Source organism: Acidovorax sp. A79, assembly GCF_041154505.1.
Classification (GTDB): Bacteria; Pseudomonadota; Gammaproteobacteria; order Burkholderiales; family Burkholderiaceae_C; genus Acidovorax.
Genome location: NZ_AP028672.1, coordinates 438,141 through 454,955 on the forward strand (window position 1 = coordinate 438,141; position 16,815 = coordinate 454,955).

Here is a 16,815-nt window from a genome sequence, read left to right on the forward strand (position 1 = left end):
GTGGCCTGCCCATGCCACGTGGCTTTGGTCTGGTAGCCCGGCAGGCTGCGGGGCAGCTCGCTCGGCTGGGTTGGAGCTACCGCCTGTGTAGGGCCTGAATTTAGCTCTGGACGCAATTATTTTGTGTAGCAAATCCACCCCACGCCTAATTACCACAATTATTTATCAATAAAATCATTCACATTTAACTTATTTATCAGAGCAAAGGCGATTCGCATATTTTTATCATATTCAATTGAGGATGTTGCCACGTCTATATTGTCATGGCGCACAATGGAAAATATAACCTGATGAAGATGACTTCCATGATCACGAAATGCTTTATACACCTCTTTTAAATCATTCCTAGCCATCTTATAGGCGACCTCTTCATCCAACTTGTATAGCATGGATAGAATGGTTATTTTTAGCGAACATGAAGCATCATCGTAACTCTCGCATGCGCAGGCAATTAAGTCATCTAACTCTTGACCAAACCGATTTGTCGCCTGAAGTTGATCGATAAATTCATTTAGTTGAGAAAAATTCCCTAGATGTGCCAAAGCAATTGATTGTTTATAATTTTCCGACAAATTCATTTTATTCCTTTAGGTTCACTCCATGAATATTTTCAAGATCCAATCGATAGTAAAGTCCATTGTATGCACGCTGCTCAGGGGAACATATTTGTTCGTGTGCATTTCCTGATGTGCCAAACGGAGGATATCTCTTTATGCATATACTCATCGATATGATCATTCCTCTCAAATCCACGTTCCCGGGGAACCAGAGAGGTCTTTCATTGAACATATTCTCCATCTTATCTCTCACCTGCCGAGTCGTAACCCCAACGCCAGCTTTTCCCTCAAGGGGCTGCCCCCATGTTTCGAAGGTTTGTGTGCCCGAAGCGCGGGGACTAACCTGAAGTTGTAAGCGCATAACTGGCAATGTGCACTCGGGATTTTTCGGAGCACCCGCACTTGCACTTGTTGAAATTAGCAGGCTAGTTACCGCCACTACAGCAGGCCCCAACGCTCCGCCGCCAGTTAAAGCAGAAGCGATCAGCGCAACGGCTATGGCCAGAATAATAAATAATAGTGCCTCTGCAATTTGCGATTTATAGCACTCAACCACTTCTGAAACGGTATTTACTGCCGAATAGATGGCCAAAACGGCCAAGCTATACATCGAGATTAACAGTGGGGCCTCGTAAGAGCTTGGAGGCGCACCCACTCCGTAAAAATTCAGCAATCGCACGCCAGGCGCATTCTCCAAGTGGTCTTTGTATCCACCATTACCCCCGCCTTCAATGGTGTAAGCCCCCGCCCCCGTACTTGGATCAATGGCGGTGTACCCCGCCCCCGTCCACCCACTCTGCGTAATAGGCCGCTCGTGAATGGTGACCTCGTACCCCGCATCCAGCGACTGCTGCACCCTGTTCTGCATGTCATAGCTGTGCGCTGACAGCGCCGTATTCACGATCCCCGGGTTGTCGTTGTAGACCCTCTGCGTGATCGTGTAAATCCTCTGCCCCTGGGCCGCTGCTATCCCCAGGGCCTTCACTGCTGAGATGCCTTGCGGGCAGTCTGGCAGGCCCGCCGTGGGGTTGGGGTTTCCTTGCAGGTTGCATTGACTGGGGTCGCTGAAGAACCTCTCAGGCACCGCGTGCTCCAGTGCACTCATGTACTGGCCCCGCAGCCGGTTGTAGCTGATCCACTTTTGCGGGTCGTTGTCTTTCGCCCAGGTGATGTTCCTGATGTGCCCGATGTCGATGTTCACTCCGGGGAAGCTCACCTTTCTCACCACGCCCCAGTTGTACACCGGGTTGGCCACCGCGTGGAACAGACCGTAGGACAGGCCGGGGTTTTCAATCACGTTGGCCTGGTTTTGGGAGAGTCGGTTGTGGCTCTCGGCTGCCGCAAACCAGCTCCAGATGGTGGCGGTGAGCAGGTCGCCCGAGATTTGCTCGCCGGTGAGGTTCTGCAGGTTGTTGGCCTGCAGTTGATTCTTGGTGGTTTCAAGTCTTGTCTTCAAGGTGTCCAGCTGCTTGGCGCTGATGCCGCCCGCGCTGATGCCAATGGCGGTGGCCTGGCCTGCCACGTGGCTTTGGTCTGGCGTCAGGTCCCATTGTGTGGGGTCGTACAGCTGCGTGAAGCCGCCCTGCCCTTGCAGGTCGGATCCCATGGTGATGGCGGTGCTGCTTTGGGCCACCACCTGACCGTCCAAGGTGATCTGAGGTTTGAGCCTGATGAGGTAGCCCGGCAGGCTGCTGGGTAGCTCGCTGGGCTGGATGGGGCTGCCGTCTGCGTGGGGCTTTGGCAGGTAGCTGGCGATCAAGTCGGCGGTGGCCTGGTCGGCGGGGGTGTAGCTCAGGGTCAGGCGTTTGCCCACGAGGCGGCTGGTGGGGGCGGTGTAGCTCAGCAGTTCGTTGCCCCAGCTGTCGCTGAGCGCATAGCTGAACTGGTGCTGCAGGCTGGCGGGCACTGCGGTGGCTTGTTGTCCCAATTGGACGATGGCCAGGGGGGTCACGCCTGCCAGGACGCTGTGCACGGTCTGGGGGAGGATCTTTTTGCCGATGACGTCGCCCACGGTGGCATTGGGCTTTTGGGTGTCGATGTAGGTCTTGAGCCGGCTCTGGTAGCTGGTGAGCTGGCTTTGAATGGCGGCCTGGTTGAGGTTTTGCACCCAGCCTTCTTGTTCGTTGACGGTGGCGCCGCTTTGCGCTGCGCTGAGCAGGGCCTGGGCGTCCAGGGGGACGGCGCTTTGCAGGTCCAGGCCTGCTGCGTAGGTGTATTGCTTGACGCTGGCGTCCAAGGCCACCCAGGCGTTCAGGGGGCCGTTGGGATTGACGTGCTGGGTGGGGGTGGCGTTGCGGTGGCCTCGCCCGGGGGCCCAGTTGACGTAGGCCTGCGCCCAGGCATGTTCAAAGCGGATTGTCTGGATGGCTCCGCCTTGGGCCATGCCGCGGGCAGCGATGCCGCCCTGGTTCAGGATCTGCAGGGCTGCCTGGGGGTTGCTGGCGTTGCCCACCCAGTTCATGGCCTGGGCGGCGGGCATGTCCACGGTGCCGAACTGGTAGCGGGCGGGGATGCCTGCTGCGCGCAGCAGGGCGATCTGCAGGCTGGCGATGTCCACGGCGTTGCCGCGTTGTTTGTCCAGGGTGTCTTGTGCGCTTTGGATGGCGCCCCAGGTGGGGGTCCATTCGATGCTGTTGCGCACCCAGTTGTGGATGGCCACGGGGTTGTTGCCCAGCTCCTGGGCTTTGGCGCGGATGGCCGCCGTGAGGGTGACTTCCGGGGTTTCTGCCAAGTCGGCCGCCGTGGGCGCCTGCCCGGGTTCGGGCGGGATGTTGAACTGGAGTCCGCCAGTGCCTGCGCCAGCCTGGGCCAGCTGGACGGTCTGCGCCTTGTGCAGGTTCTGTAGCCAGGCCACTTGGGTTTCCGCGGGGGGGCGCTGGTTGGGCTGGGGTGTGCTCCAGGGCAGCTTGGCGGGGTTGCCCTGGGGGCGGGGTTTGCTGGCGGGGTAGCGTTCGAAGTAGGTATCCAGGGCGCTCAGTGTGGCCGCCCCAGGGGCCTGGCGCCATTGGCGGATGAGGCTGCGCAGTTCATTGGCGCGCTTGTCCAGCTCGGCCTGGGTCTGGTCGTGGCGGGCAAGGATTTCCGGGCTGACCTGCTGGGCCTGCAGTTGCTGGCGCAGGGCCGCAAAGTCGGCCAGCACGGCGTCGGTGTCCGCATCGATGGCGGCCAGCAGTTGGCTGATCTCCTCCTGGGCGGCCTGGTTGGCCTGCTCGTCGGTGGCGGTGGCTTTGGGCGTGAAGGCGTTGGCGATGCCGTTGCTGTTGCCGTTGCGGCTGGTGCTGCGCACTGCCGTAGGGCGCTCTGTGCGGGCCTTGATGCCTTTGAGCAGGTCGTGCACCCGGGCCAGGTTGCGGCTGGTGCGTTCGCTGGCCACGGCCCCCGCGGGCTGGGCCGCGCGTGCTTGCTCGATCTTGCCCTGCTCGATGCGCTGCTGCCACTGGGCCAGGCGCTGCACCTGGGCCTGGGCGGCCGGCGATGTGTTGGCATGGCCGTCTTGTGCGAGCGCGCTCAGGGGCTGGAGCGCCAGCAGCAGTTGCACACCAATGAGGATGTGGCCTATTGGACGTAACCAGGGAGGGCGCCCAGCGGTCCCACCGGCCCACCTTGTCACCGCTATTCCGCCAACCGTGCTTGCACATCCTCTCCACGCGGCAATCCTCCGACCTCCAGCGCTACAGCGTCGTAGGCCTTGCACAACCGGTTCAAGGTTTCATGAGGGCGCGGCATTCTACTGCGCGAGAGCTTGCAAAAGTAAATGCGCAAGGCCTCTTCTTCGCTGCTGGCCTGGATCGGCGGATAGTCTGATTGCCACCAATTGCCGCTTTCATCGCTTTGGTGAATCCGGTAAGTGTTCAAGCTGTCCGCGTCCACCGGGGCAGCCTTGGCCTTCGCTTTCTTGGCCGCTGGCTTGGAGCGGCGGCCTATCTTGTCGAAGCGCCAATAGGCGCGCACGATGGCCTCAACATGATCAGGACGGGTCAAATCCAGTGGATCCTCGGTGAGCTGAACGATCCAGTGACCAGATGGAAGCTGGTGGCACAGGGGCAGCAGGTCTGCATCCTTTTGCGGATCGGGAAAGCCTAGGTGCTCCGCCACTTCTGCGCTCCAGCAGTTGAGCCAGCCTAGACGCTGGGGGAGCAAGGGGGGCTTGGAGTTGGGGGGGTAGTACTCGAAGCCAATGCGGGGCAGCGCTGCAGCCAGGGATTTGGCGAGGGCAATTTCTTTGGGGTGGCAACGGCTATCTAAAGGCCCCCATTCGTAGTCTCTTTGCAAGGCGGCCTCCATGATTGTCCTAACCCACCCGTAGGAGCCCCAGTACTCAGGAATGTGCCAACAAAAGTCCGTATAAAAAACTTGTGATAATTCCACAAATAGATTATGGGCAACCTGTGATGCAATTTTGCAATTGAACTCCAGTAAAACATAAGGCCCGTCATTGCCAGGAAATTTGGGGTCAATCATGAAGCTGATCACATCACGATCCACTCCAGGACCAGCAGGTGTCGGCATATCTCTGTAGTAATAGGCCTTCGTCAGCCCTCCCTCTTTCTGGCTGTCTGCTGCAAGCAACAATTCCTTACCCGCAGGATCGTCTTTCAGTTGATTGGCATCCACATGACCATCACCAATTTTTTGGAAAATCTTAACATTCCATTTTTGATCTCCCGCAAGTGTAAATTTGTTTATCAAATTTATTAATTTTCCAATATGACTCATATCAAGCAATGCACGCCTGATATACCAGGATGCCTCGAAACTCATGGATGATCGCATAATTTTCTTCTCAATCTAGCCCTGGGATCGGTCGCTCGAAAGGATCATTCTCTATGGGCTGTGCACAACTGGGCCTCAGATAGATTGTGGTTCCAATGCTACTAAGTTCTTCTTTCAGCCAAGCTTTATTGACAACAATGCAATGATTCCAGTTGCATTGTTGCGCAATGGTAATTTGTCGATTGATCTGCCCAATCACCTTGCTTTTCCATTTGTCTAATATCCAAGGTTCATAAGGCGTATCCCTGAAGCTGGTCTTGACCTCGCAGGCCGTCTGCGTGCCTTCATTGAACAAGTCAACCGTGGCCGCCCCCCCCTGCTTACTTATTATCTGCACATCATTACCTGGATAACTATTTCCACTGGAGTCCGCACACTGGTGGTGGAATTTCACACGCCGGTTGTAGGCCGTGCTCATATCCGGCGGCAAAGCCGGCTTGTGCGGAGTCGGAATCTTCTTGCACGCGCATTTAGGGTCGTTGGAATTCTTCTTGCACTCGCAAGTGTCCTCTTCTGTGCGCGTCAGCTGCTGTATACCCAGTTCCGCCATGACCAGCTTGATTTCAATCATAAGCAGGTATATTTCCACCGTGAGGGCGGCTGCCAGCGCGACCCCCATCACCACGTTGGCGCCAGGAACTGCAAGTGCGGTCAAGACGCGCGGACCCGTGCGCGCAGCTATGCGTTGCGCCGATGTTTTGGCAGCTCGTGCAATCGCCTCGCTCGCGATCTTGGCGGCTTGCCGTTCCGCTTCCTTAGCTGCACCACCAGCCGTGAAGCCGACTAAGGCAGGACCGAGCGCTTCCCAATTCATGATAGTGCTCACCGATATCTCTGCCTCCGGAGGCGTCACTCCCGCAACACAGTCGGGCTGGCTCAGGCCATTGCGGCCGCCATCAATCAAGTACGCCGCTGCTCCACTGTCCGGGTCCATGAGGATGTAGCCCACACCGCGGTAGCCCTTGTGTGCAATTTCTCGTTCGGGCACAAAGGCAACCATGCCGTTCGCTACGGCATTTTCAATATCCTCCTTGACTGCGCTGTCCACCGCCAAAGCCGGCAGCGCACTGCTGATGTTCTCCTGCGTGATGCTGTAGATGCGTTGGCCCTCTCGCGCTGCGATGGCCATGATCTGGGTTGTAGACACCGACGTTTCGTCAGGTCGGTTGAACAACTGGTCGAGCACCGAGCCCTCAATGCTGGAGCCCTGGATGCCTGCGTGCACCATGAACTGGCGCCGCAGGCCTTCGTCGGGGGCGGCTGCCGCTGTCAACACGCGCTTGGCATCGCCTACCCGTGACTGGTAACTGGCGGACCTCGCGATGCCATAGAAGTAGCGGACCGTCAGCGGTGCGCTCATCTGCATGACGGAAGGCTGCCGCGTGGTGAGCACTCTCAGACGGGAGGCGATCATCTGATCGAACTGATCATGCTCCAGCCAGTAAAGCAGTGCCGCATGCTCAAGATTGCTGGCTGCACTTTGCGCTGAGTCTTGGGCGACGCGGTACATCACGGTATTGAGGCCGATGCCATTGCCATTGACACCGAACACGATCTCATCACCCGCGGTGTTGTCAAAGCTGACGCTACCGCTATCGATTCCTGATGGGTTCTCAAACGTGATGCTCCACGCTTGTGCGGAGCCAGCGCGGACCACGGGAGCGGTCGCCGCATTGGTTCCATCCAGCCTGACGGTGGGGCGAAGGTTGAGGAGGTACGCCGGGAAGCTGGTTGCCCCCTGTGCCTTGAGATCGGCCAGCATTTGCGCATCCGATGCCGACGCAGGCTCGTAGGTCACCCCCAGGCGGCGGGCACCCAGCGCTGGCAGGCTGACCCGCCATGTCATTTGCGGACTATCCTGTGATCGGTCGAATGCAGACGCGTAGAGCCCCACCACCACAGAGTGACGCAAACTGGCGGGCAAGCTGGTCATTTGCTGCGCGACCAGTGCTGGAAAGGGTGGCACGCCTGCAAGCAGGGTGCTGGTATCCGAGATGACTTCGCGGGATTTGACGAGATCGCCCAGCGTGAGGGCAGGTCTGCCTGCAAGATAGGCACTGACGCGCGCTTGGTAGTTCTGCAGTTGCCCTATGGCAGCAGACTCACTAAAGCCTTCCACGTATCCCTGTGCAGTGTTCACGCCAGCGGTCACGGAATGCCGTAGCGCTTCGGTGTCCAACGGCACTGCCGCCGCAATGTCCAAAGGCTTGGTGAAGGTGTACTGCTTGTAGCTGGTATCCAGATCCACCCAGGCATTGAGGCCGGCGTTTGGATGGGGGTGTTGGGGCAGGCCTTCAAAGGTGACAGGCGGTGTGACAGCAGCGCCACCCTGGCGCGCGCCGCGGCCTGGAGCCCAGTTGACGTAGGCCTTGACCCACGCGTGCTCCATACGGATCTTCTGCACAGCACCTGCACTCACCACGGCGCGTGACGCTATGCCGCCCTGCTGCATCAGGTCGATGGCCACCCATGGGCTGCTGGCGTCGCCAATCCAATTTTGCAGTTGCGCGGCATCTACTTCCACCGTGCCAATGACGTAACGCGCAGGTATTCCCGATGCCCGCAGAAGAGCGACGGTCAACGATGCAATGTCAATGGCGTTGCCGCTTTGATTGAGCAATGTCAACTCGGAGCCCTGGACCGAACCCCAGGTGGGAAGCCAGTTGATGTTGTTTCGGACCCAGGCGGCGATCTCCACGGGGTTGTGGTTCAGCTGCGCCGCCTGCGCCTTGACGATTGCACTGAGTTGAACATCCTCGGTTTCCGCCAGATCTGCAGGCGCCGGAGCCTGCCCAGGCTCGGGGGGAATACTGAACTGGAGGCCGCTCAGCCCGCCACCCACCTGGGCAAGTTTGACTTGCTGGTTTTTGTTCAATTTTTGGAACCAAGCGATTTTTGTCTCCGCCGGCGGGCGCAGATTGGGCTTGGGGTTGCTCCAGGGCAGTTTGGCGGGGTCCAGTGGCGGGCGCTCTCTCACGGCGGGGTAGCGTTCGAAGTAGGTATCCAGGGCGCTCAGTGTGGCCGCCCCAGGGGCCTGGCGCCATTGGCGGATGAGGCTGCGCAGTTCATTGGCGCGCTTGTCCAGCTCGGCCTGGGTCTGGTCGTGGCGGGCAAGGATTTCCGGACTGACCTGCTGGGCCTGCAGTTGCTGGCGCAGGGCCGCAAAGTCGGCCAGCACGGCGTCGGTGTCCGCATCGATGGCGGCCAGCAGTTGGCTGATCTCCTCCTGGGCGGCCTGGTTGGCCTGCTCGTCGGTGGCGGTGGCTTTGGGCGTGAAGGCGTTGGCGATGCCGTTGCTGTTGCCGTTGCGGCTGGTGCTGCGCACTGCCGTAGGGCGCTCTGTGCGGGCCTTGATGCCTTTGAGCAGGTCGTGCACCCGGGCCAGGTTGCGGCTGGTGCGTTCGCTGGCCACGGCCCCTGCGGGCTGGGCCGCGCGTGCTTGCTCGATCTTGCCCTGCTCGATGCGCTGCTGCCACTGGGCCAGGCGCTGCACCTGGGCCTGGGCGGCCGGCGATGTGTTGGCACGGCCGTCTTGGGCGAGCGCGCTCAGGGGCTGGATGGCCAAGAGCAACTGGGCTGCGATCACGACGCCAGACACGGGGCGCAGTACGGGGCGCCATGCGTGCCGGGTGTTCAATGCTTCCATCTTTTTCTTCTCCCTCTCAGCTTTGTTCTGTGCCCTGCATTACTTACAAGGGCTTGGCTATAGGTTCCGTTGTGTCGGCAGCTCGTGGCCTACGGGTCCACGGTGAAGTCAACGGTTCCCAGGATCTGCTCGGCCGCACCCAGCGTTGCGATCAGCTGCACGCGGACCACGTCTCCTGTGGTGCCCTGCACCTGCCAGTTGGTGTTGCCGTTGCTGGTCTCGCCCGGGTTGAGCGTGAGCGCCTGGCTCCAGATCTGTGTGCTGCCGCCACGCGTGACGTTGGTTGTGCGCAGTTGCACGGGGATGTCCTTGCCCATGGCGCCGCTGTTGCGGATGGTGCGGGTGATGTTGACGTTTTGCCCTGCCTTGGCATGGGCGGGGCTGGCGGTGACGCCACCGGAGAGGACCGGCGGGTTGACGATGATGCGGAAGGCGTCGCGGTCCAGGTGCCGGAGCTGGCCCTGCCATTCGGCGGTCAGCGTGACGTCGATGGTGTCGCCGTCTTGCCCCAGGGCCTGCCAGCCATTGTCGCGGCGGTTGTTCTGGTGGCCCGGGATGGTGAGGTTGTCCCAGAGGTTTTGCACGCTGGCACCGGTGCGGCGGTTGATCCAGAGCGAGGTGACCGGGATGTCCTTGATCTGCGGGGGGCAGTTGTTGAAGATGGTGCGGCTGCCCACGATGGTGTCTTGCAGGGGCACCTGGCGGCTGGTCTGGTTGTTCACGCGGAACTCCAGCTCGCCGGTGATGCAGGCCCATTGCTGGCACAGCTGGCGTTCTGCCGCCTGCAGCGCCAGTGCAATGGCCAAGCGGGCCTCGGCCTTGCTTTGTGCATTGACGCTGCCGCTGAGGCTGCGCACGGCGTCGGCCGCGGCAACCCACTGGAGCAGGCTTTCCGCATGGCGGCCCTGCCCCATCAGTTGGGCGGCGCTGGTGGCTGCCGAGCGGGCCGTGACGGCTGCGTTGGCATCCGCCGTGCCGTTGGCCTGCAGTGCTGCCACGAGCTGGCCCGCATCGCCGGCCAGGTTCTGGGCGCTGCGCACCACGAGGCTGTGCGTGAGGGTCTGGCTTGCGGCCGGTGCGTTCGCACCGCCGTTCGCACTGCGGGTCTCCACGAGGATGGGCACGCTGTAGCTGCCTTCGGCGGCGGCGCTGGCGTGCAGGCTGACCACGGCCGATGCACCTGCGGCCAAGTCGATGCGCCACTCCACCAGGGTCTGGCCGTTGGCCTGCGCCACGGGGGCCGTGGGAATGGAGGCGCGGCTGGCGCCCAGGAATTGCACGCCCGCTGGCAAGGTGGCTTGCAGGCGCACGTTGACCGCCTCGGAGCCGTTGTTGTACAGCTCTGTCGCCAGGGTCTGGGGGGCGTGTGGGACGCCGGTGTTGAAGGCGGGGCTGCCCAGGTAGCGCAGGCTGCTTTGCAGCACGGCGGTGAGCTGGCTGTCGGTGCTGGCCTGAGCTTGTGCCGCCAAGGTGGCGAAGCTGAAGGCAAAGACCAGGCCGCGGCCCTTGCCTACGTCGCGGCTGGCGATGGCGACTGCGCCGCCGGTCAGTGTGCCCTGCCCTGTGGCACCGTTGAGGCTGTAGCGCACGGGGGTTCCTTGCACGGGCAGATCGCCTGCGGCGCTGTACAGGGTGCCACCGAGGGATGCCATGGGGTTGGCCTGCCCGCCGCTGCCTTGCGCGGTGACGCCCAGCACGCTGTGCAGGATGCTGTCGCGTGCGGACTGCGCGCCGTCCAGGAGCAGCCCGGCGCCGCGTTCGGCGGCTTCGCGCAGTTCCTTGACGGCGGTGTCGCCGAGCTTGTCGGCGCCCCCGCTGATCCAGTAGACGTTGAAGTTGCCGCAGCGCATCTCGGTTTCAAACTCGGCGCGGGTTGTGACCACCACGGCCTTGAGGCCCTGGCTGCCCAGGTAGGCACGGAGCGCCTGGGCTTTGGCTTGGTCGCAGGAGGTGCTTTGAGCTTGTCCGTCGTCGGTGGTGCTGCAGCTCACCAGCAGGAGAATGCGGGCATCCGATCCACTGCCGATCTGGGCCTGCACGCTGGCCCCGGGGGCTGCGGTGCTGAAGGTGTCGGTGGCCAGCGTGGTGGTGGCGCCATTCACGGTCGCGGTCCATCTGGCTTCATAGCTGGCACCTGCCGCGCCGGTTGGCGTCCAGCCTTTGTTGCCCGCCAGGCTGGTATTGGCGGGCAGGGTCTGCGGCAGGAGCCATTGCTCCAGCACGGTGCTGCTGCCCAGCGTCCGCACGCTCAGCGTGAAGTCTGCGTCGATGCTGCGGGCATTGGGGTTGCTGGCGCTGTAGTTCAGCTGTACCGCTCCGCCACCGTGAAGGTTCTTGGGCGTGGCGGTGAGGGTGCCGGTCAAGGGTTGCAGCGCGGTGCTGGCGGTCAGTTGCACGGTGGCTTGTGCCAGCGCGGTCTCTGTTCCGCTGCCGTTCAGCTCGATGGTCGCGGCGACGGGCAGCACAGCGCCTGCCGTGCCGGTTGCTGCCCAACTCCAGGTATACGAGGCCGATGCGCCCACGGCCAGTTGCACGTTGGCCTGGGTGAAGGTGGCCAGCACGGCGCCGGTATCCGGGTTGAGCACACGCACCCGCAGGGTGGCGCCGCTGATCGCAGCGTTGCCGCGGTGGGCGATGTCCAGTTGCAGCTGGGTCTCGCTTCCCAGGGCCACGGTGGAGGGGTTGGCCTGCAGTTGCCCGATGACACCTGCGCCGGTCTGCTGCGTGTCACCCAGGGTGAAGCTGGTGGTGCTGGCCGAGAGCATTGCACCGGAGGGCCCTGTCAGCTGGAGCTTGGCCTGGTACAGGCCGGGCGCCAAAGATGCCGCAGCCAGGCTGTATTGGTATTGGCGCTGGCTGCGCGGTGTGGCCTGGGCGATGGCTTCAGCACGGCTGAAGACGGTTTGCCCGTTGGGCGCGATCACGGTGGTGGTGAGCACGAGGTCGTCCTGCAGCTGGTTGGTGCTGAGGTTGGCCATGCGCGACTGGATCAGCACGGTGCTGGTGGCGCTGTACTGACTACGGTCGGTGCTGATGCGGGTGCTGTTGAGACTGCTGGAGCCCGCTGCTGTACTTGCCTGCACGGCAAAGGGGGCGATGGCGCTGCCGTAGACCACGCCTTGCGGGGTGATCAGTTCGGCCCGCACCTGGTACGCATCGGCCAGCACGGCGGCGGCAGTCCAGGGGGCCTGGGTCTGGCCGTTGGCTGCGGGTGCGACAGGGATCGCAGCGCCCAGCGGCAGGATGTCCACGGCGCGGCCTGCTGCGTCCTCGACGGTGAAGCGCACCAGTGCCTGCCGTGCAAAGCTGCCGACGTTGCGCACGGTGGCCGTGAAGGTGGCGGCATCGGTTTCTGCATAGGCGGGCTTGTCGGTCACCACCGTGATCTGCAAGCTGCTGGCCATGGCGCCCAGGTCGGCGGCCACGGTATTGTTGCTGCGGTCGAAGTCGGGCAGGCTGTGTTTGCCGGCGCCGTCGTCGTCGGCCACGATCCAGACGGTGCCTTGTGCGCTGAGCTGGGCCAGGGGCAGTGCGGGTACGAGCACCAGGTCTTCGTACGCTCCCGTGTCCAGCACGGTCTGCGTCACGCCTTGGGCAACCAGGGCCTGCGCTGCGGGCTGGCCAAGCGCTGGGTCGGTGTTGTAGATGGCCACCGGCGTGCCCGCAGGGACTTTGTAGGAGCCCGCGTTGCCCAGCCGCACGGTGATCCGCGAGCCGGGCTGGGTGCCCATGTCCACAATGCGCACGTAGCTGGCCGTGAGGTCTGCAATGGCCCGGGGGTCCGCATCCATGCGCCGGTTCAGGCGGAAGGTGTTGTGGCTCTTCCAGCTGGGCTCGGGGTTGCGCGGGACGTTCAGGTCGTCGTTGATGTTGGTGATGCTGTACGCGTGCTGGTTCCAGATGCTGCGTGTGGGAACCCAGCCTCCGTTGGCGTCTTCGTAGACGCGCACGCCGTGCGTGTACTGGGTGGCATTGGCAATCGTCGCATAGTCATTGGAAACCAGCACGACGTCCGCGCGCCCATCTGCATCGGCGTCTACGACCAGGGGGTACTCGATGGTGGTTCCCGACGTGTTGGGCTGCTCCCATAGCACTTCACCCGTGGTTCCTTTGAACACCCGCAGCTTGATTTCATCCGCGTAGAGAACTTCAGCCACGCCGTCGCCATCGAAGTCAAATACCGTAGACCCAGTGATCTGGGACGATCCATCCTGTGATCCCTTACTCCAAAGGAGCGACCCATCCCCGCGGAAAACAGAATATGCAGCCGCTCCAGCAACTCCTATATCAGGCACCCCATCACCATCCATATCCGCTATGGTCGGCGGACCACCCATCCCCCCTCCAGGCAAGTTGACTGACCACATAATTTGCCCAGTGGCACTTAGGAGCGACAAAACACCCGCGTGCACGATTGCAATCGAAGGAGTTCCACTGCCTCCAAAGTCACCCAGCGCAGTGAAGCCATCCATGGGTGCATGCCACAACAACTGACCAGTTGCCGAATAAAGCGATCCCCCCAAAACGATCTGCCCTATTCCCTCGCCTTGAATGTCCGCGACAAGTGGGATGGAGAAACGGCCATTGTTCTGAAAAGAGCTTCCCACATGTGCTCCGGAAGCTTTCCACTTAGTAGTGCCATCAAAATTCAGAACCGTTTTGCCGTGGACGATCTCCGGCTTTCCATCGCCGTCGATATCAGCTATGAATGGAGCACCCCATGCCGGATACCCATCGGCTGAGGTGGTAGTTTCTGAAACCCACCATTTCGAACCGGTGTTTCTGTAAGCCACGACCTCATAATTGCGCGTTATCGCGACTATCTCTGGTTGTCCATCACCATCCAGGTCTGCAATGGCCAAATTACCCGCAGCAGCGATAATCGGGTCTCGAATGGAGAGCAGATGGTTCCCGGTCTTTCCATCGACGACGCGGATCGTCGCTCCTCCGTTGTAACTCTCAGAAATAGTGAATGTTGAAAAAATGACGGATGGCGTATCGGCTTCATCAATCCGTCCATCCCCGTTAGTGTCGAGAACCCGACCGACAACAGGTGCCATCATTACCTGGTTGTATTCGGGATAAGGTGAATTACTCCCATCCCAGTGCCATTTCAACTTGGGCGTAAATGTTCCTGGCGTTGGAGTGAACATCACATCCTGCGCACTGGAGCGCACGTTGTTCGCCTTGTCTTTCTCCGTCACGCTCCCCGCAGGGTCGACCACCACATGGATCGGCGCATCGCGAAACGGCAAGAGGCCCGCCACGCTGATCGATGCGGTCTGGGATTGCCCCGCTGCCAGCGCTGAGGCCAGTGTGCTTTGCCCCAGCACGGTGTCGCTGCCCACGTCGTATTGGCCGTTGCCATTGCCGTCCTGGAAAGCCAGCACGGGCACGTTCGCCGTCGCGTCCTGTGTGCCTGCATTGCGCACCTGGACTTGGATTGCGCCAGAGACGCGCAGGGTCTGCGGGTCGGTCTGGGTGGTGTGGCGCCGGACTGCCACGATCTGGAGATCGACGCTCAGCTGCGTCACTTGCGGTGGTCGCAGGCGGATCTGCCCCAGGTCCATGGGCTGCGCTGGCTGCAACAGGTAGCCGGCCGTGAGGCCCTGGTACCCCGTGGCTGCGACGGTCAGTTGCACGCTGGCGCCATCCAGGCCACTGGCGGCAAAGCGGCCGTCTGTCTGGCTCGCGGCGGTGCGCACAACGCCGGTGCTGGTGGTGAAGGTCAGTTGCGCGGCCGCGATGGGCTGGTTGGTGCGGGCATCCACCACAATCCCACTCAGGCTGGCGGTGTTGGCGTCGGCTGGGCTTTGGCTGCTGGCGTAGAGCTTGGGCGAGTACTGCAGGGCGGTATTGCCTTGCGGGTTGCAGTTGAGGCGGGTATTGGCTATGACCGTGTCAAACCCGGTTTGGTGGACGCCGATGCTGGTGTCACCCGAGAGCAGGCCGGTCAGTGCATAGGCGCCGTTGGCATCCGTGGTGGTGGCGCCTGTATTGGTTCCGTTGAGTGCCACGGTAGCGCCTGCGATGGGGGTGCCATCAGCCGCTTTGGTGATGGTGCCCGCGATACGGCACTCGTTGGTTCCACCGCTTCCCCCTGTACCGCCCGCGGGGTTGCGCACCAGGTTGGGCGAGAAGTTCAGGGTCTGGCCGGCGAGGGCGCTGGCTTGGCCGGACGCGTCAAAGTACCCCGTCTTGGCGGCGATGATGCTGATGGCTCCTGGCGCCACGCCGGTGATGAGGTAGCGGCCTTGAGCGTCGGTTGTGGCCGTCAGGGACTGGGCGGCCACGGTGATGGTCGCCGCGCCGAGAGGATCACCGGTGGCGCTGTCCCGTACCGTGCCGCTGACCACGGCCGTGGTGGCGCTGGTGGAGCCCAGCATCTGCACCACTCCCAGGTTGGTGCTCTCGCCCGGCTGCAAGGTGACCGAGAACTGTACGGTGCTGTAGCCCTGGGCTGTGGCGGTCAGGTTGTATGAGCCGGGGGCCAGGCCTTGAAGAAGAATCTGGCCCGATGCGTTGCTGCTGGCGCTCAGGTTGCCGGCTCCCGTGCCAGTGACCTGTGCGCCGGGGATGGGAGTGCCGGTGCTGGCTTCGACCAGTTGCATTTGCAGTGCGGATTGTCCGGGGCTGACGGGTGGGCGTCCGGTCAACGCGAGAGCTCGCAACGCGACGGCAGTGGTCCAGGGGTCGTCGCTGTTCCACGCGCCGTTGACGGCCTGGCTCGCAAGCAGCCAGGTTTTAACGGTCGATGCGAGGGCTGGCTGCGCGCCACTGTGGGGGTGGACGGCTTCGTAGACGATGGAGGTGATTCCGGTATCGGATTGCCAGTGCCCTGCCGCATTGGCCTGGGCCAGCAGGTAGCTGGCGGCTTTGTCTGCGATGGCGGCGGCGGTCACGGACCGCTGGCGGTGCTCTTTGAGGCTGCGCAGAACACTGGCGGTGATCAGCAGGTCACTGCCGATGCCTTGGGTGAAACTGCCGTCTTGTTTTTGCTGTTGCTGCAACCAAGCCAGCGTGGGTTCGGCCTGCGCACTGCTCCACTGGCCGGCCAGGGCCTGCAGGGCCCAGGCTGTGTCCAGAACGCTGGGGCCGGTTTGGCCGTCAAACGCCGCAAAACCGTTGCTGGTTGTGCGGCGGCTTTGCAGTTCGGAGGTGCGTGGGATCTGGCTTTGCTGTTGCTGAAGCCACTGGGTGCAGGCCAGGACCTCGGTAACGGTCTCTGCCAGAGGTGCCGCATCCAGCGCAGCGGTTACGGCGGCTGCGGCAGCGCCGGCGGTGGAGAGTTCCAGCAGGGTGCGCGCGACTTCGCAGCGGGTTTGGTGGTCCGATGCGGCGCCCGACGGGGTTGCAAACTGCCCTGTTCCTTGGACCTGGGACTGGAGCCACGCCAGCCCCGTCGCCGCATCGGCCCAACCGCTGCAAGGAATGGCCACCAGGGCAATGCACAGCCACTGCCGCACGGCAGCCGCTGCGCGGTGTACGACCGTCGCGCGCATGAATGAGATCCCCCTCTTCTCTCATCACACGCAAAAAGGCGGCAGGCAGATCCAGCCCATTTGTAGGCTTCGCATCCCCTCCCACTGGTGCGTTGACGCAGAGCTTTGTTGCAAACTGTTTTTATGGGCGGATGGTACGAGCAACGACGCAGGGGATATGTGACGAATTGTTAGCCTTTGGTACGCCACAGTGTGCGCCCCAACTGCTGTTTCTGCGCACGGGTCAGTTCTTGCTGACGAATTCAGGACCCTAACAGGAGGTTGAAATTCAGCGCTTGCGACCAAGATCATCTATTTTTCGATCGCAGGCGCTCAGCGAGCAGCCTGTTTCGTTAGC

The 16,815-nt window shown here is 61.8% G+C and carries 5 protein-coding genes; all 5 read right to left on the reverse strand.

Annotated features, from left to right (window positions below; all coding sequences use genetic code 11):
* Window positions 1-158 precede the first annotated feature (158 nt).
* The 5 genes from ACAM51_RS02000 to ACAM51_RS02020 all read right to left on the reverse strand — a co-directional run bounded on the left by ACAM51_RS02000 (window position 159) and on the right by ACAM51_RS02020 (window position 16,478).
* Entirely contained in the window at window positions 159-578 is a 420-nt protein-coding gene (locus ACAM51_RS02000) for a hypothetical protein (RefSeq protein ID WP_369642581.1), read from the reverse strand.
* A 1-nt stretch (window position 579) separates the two neighbouring features.
* Window positions 580-4,095, reverse strand: coding sequence for a transglutaminase domain-containing protein (locus ACAM51_RS02005; RefSeq protein ID WP_369642582.1), 3,516 nt, complete (start codon window positions 4,093-4,095; stop codon window positions 580-582).
* A gap of 74 nt (window positions 4,096-4,169) precedes the next feature.
* The gene (locus ACAM51_RS02010; RefSeq protein WP_369642583.1) at window positions 4,170-5,318 is read right to left on the reverse strand and encodes a DUF5953 family protein; all 1,149 of its coding nucleotides are present in this window, start codon (window positions 5,316-5,318) and stop codon (window positions 4,170-4,172) included.
* Between the two features lie 22 nt (window positions 5,319-5,340).
* Window positions 5,341-8,976: a transglutaminase family protein gene (locus ACAM51_RS02015; protein ID WP_369642584.1), complete on the reverse strand. Its 3,636-nt coding sequence runs from the start codon at window positions 8,974-8,976 to the stop codon at window positions 5,341-5,343.
* An 89-nt stretch (window positions 8,977-9,065) separates the two neighbouring features.
* Window positions 9,066-16,478 carry a carboxypeptidase regulatory-like domain-containing protein gene (locus tag ACAM51_RS02020; RefSeq protein ID WP_369642585.1) on the reverse strand — a complete coding sequence of 2,471 codons (7,413 nt, stop codon included), beginning with the start codon at window positions 16,476-16,478 and terminating at the stop codon, window positions 9,066-9,068.
* Window positions 16,479-16,815 lie beyond the last annotated feature (337 nt).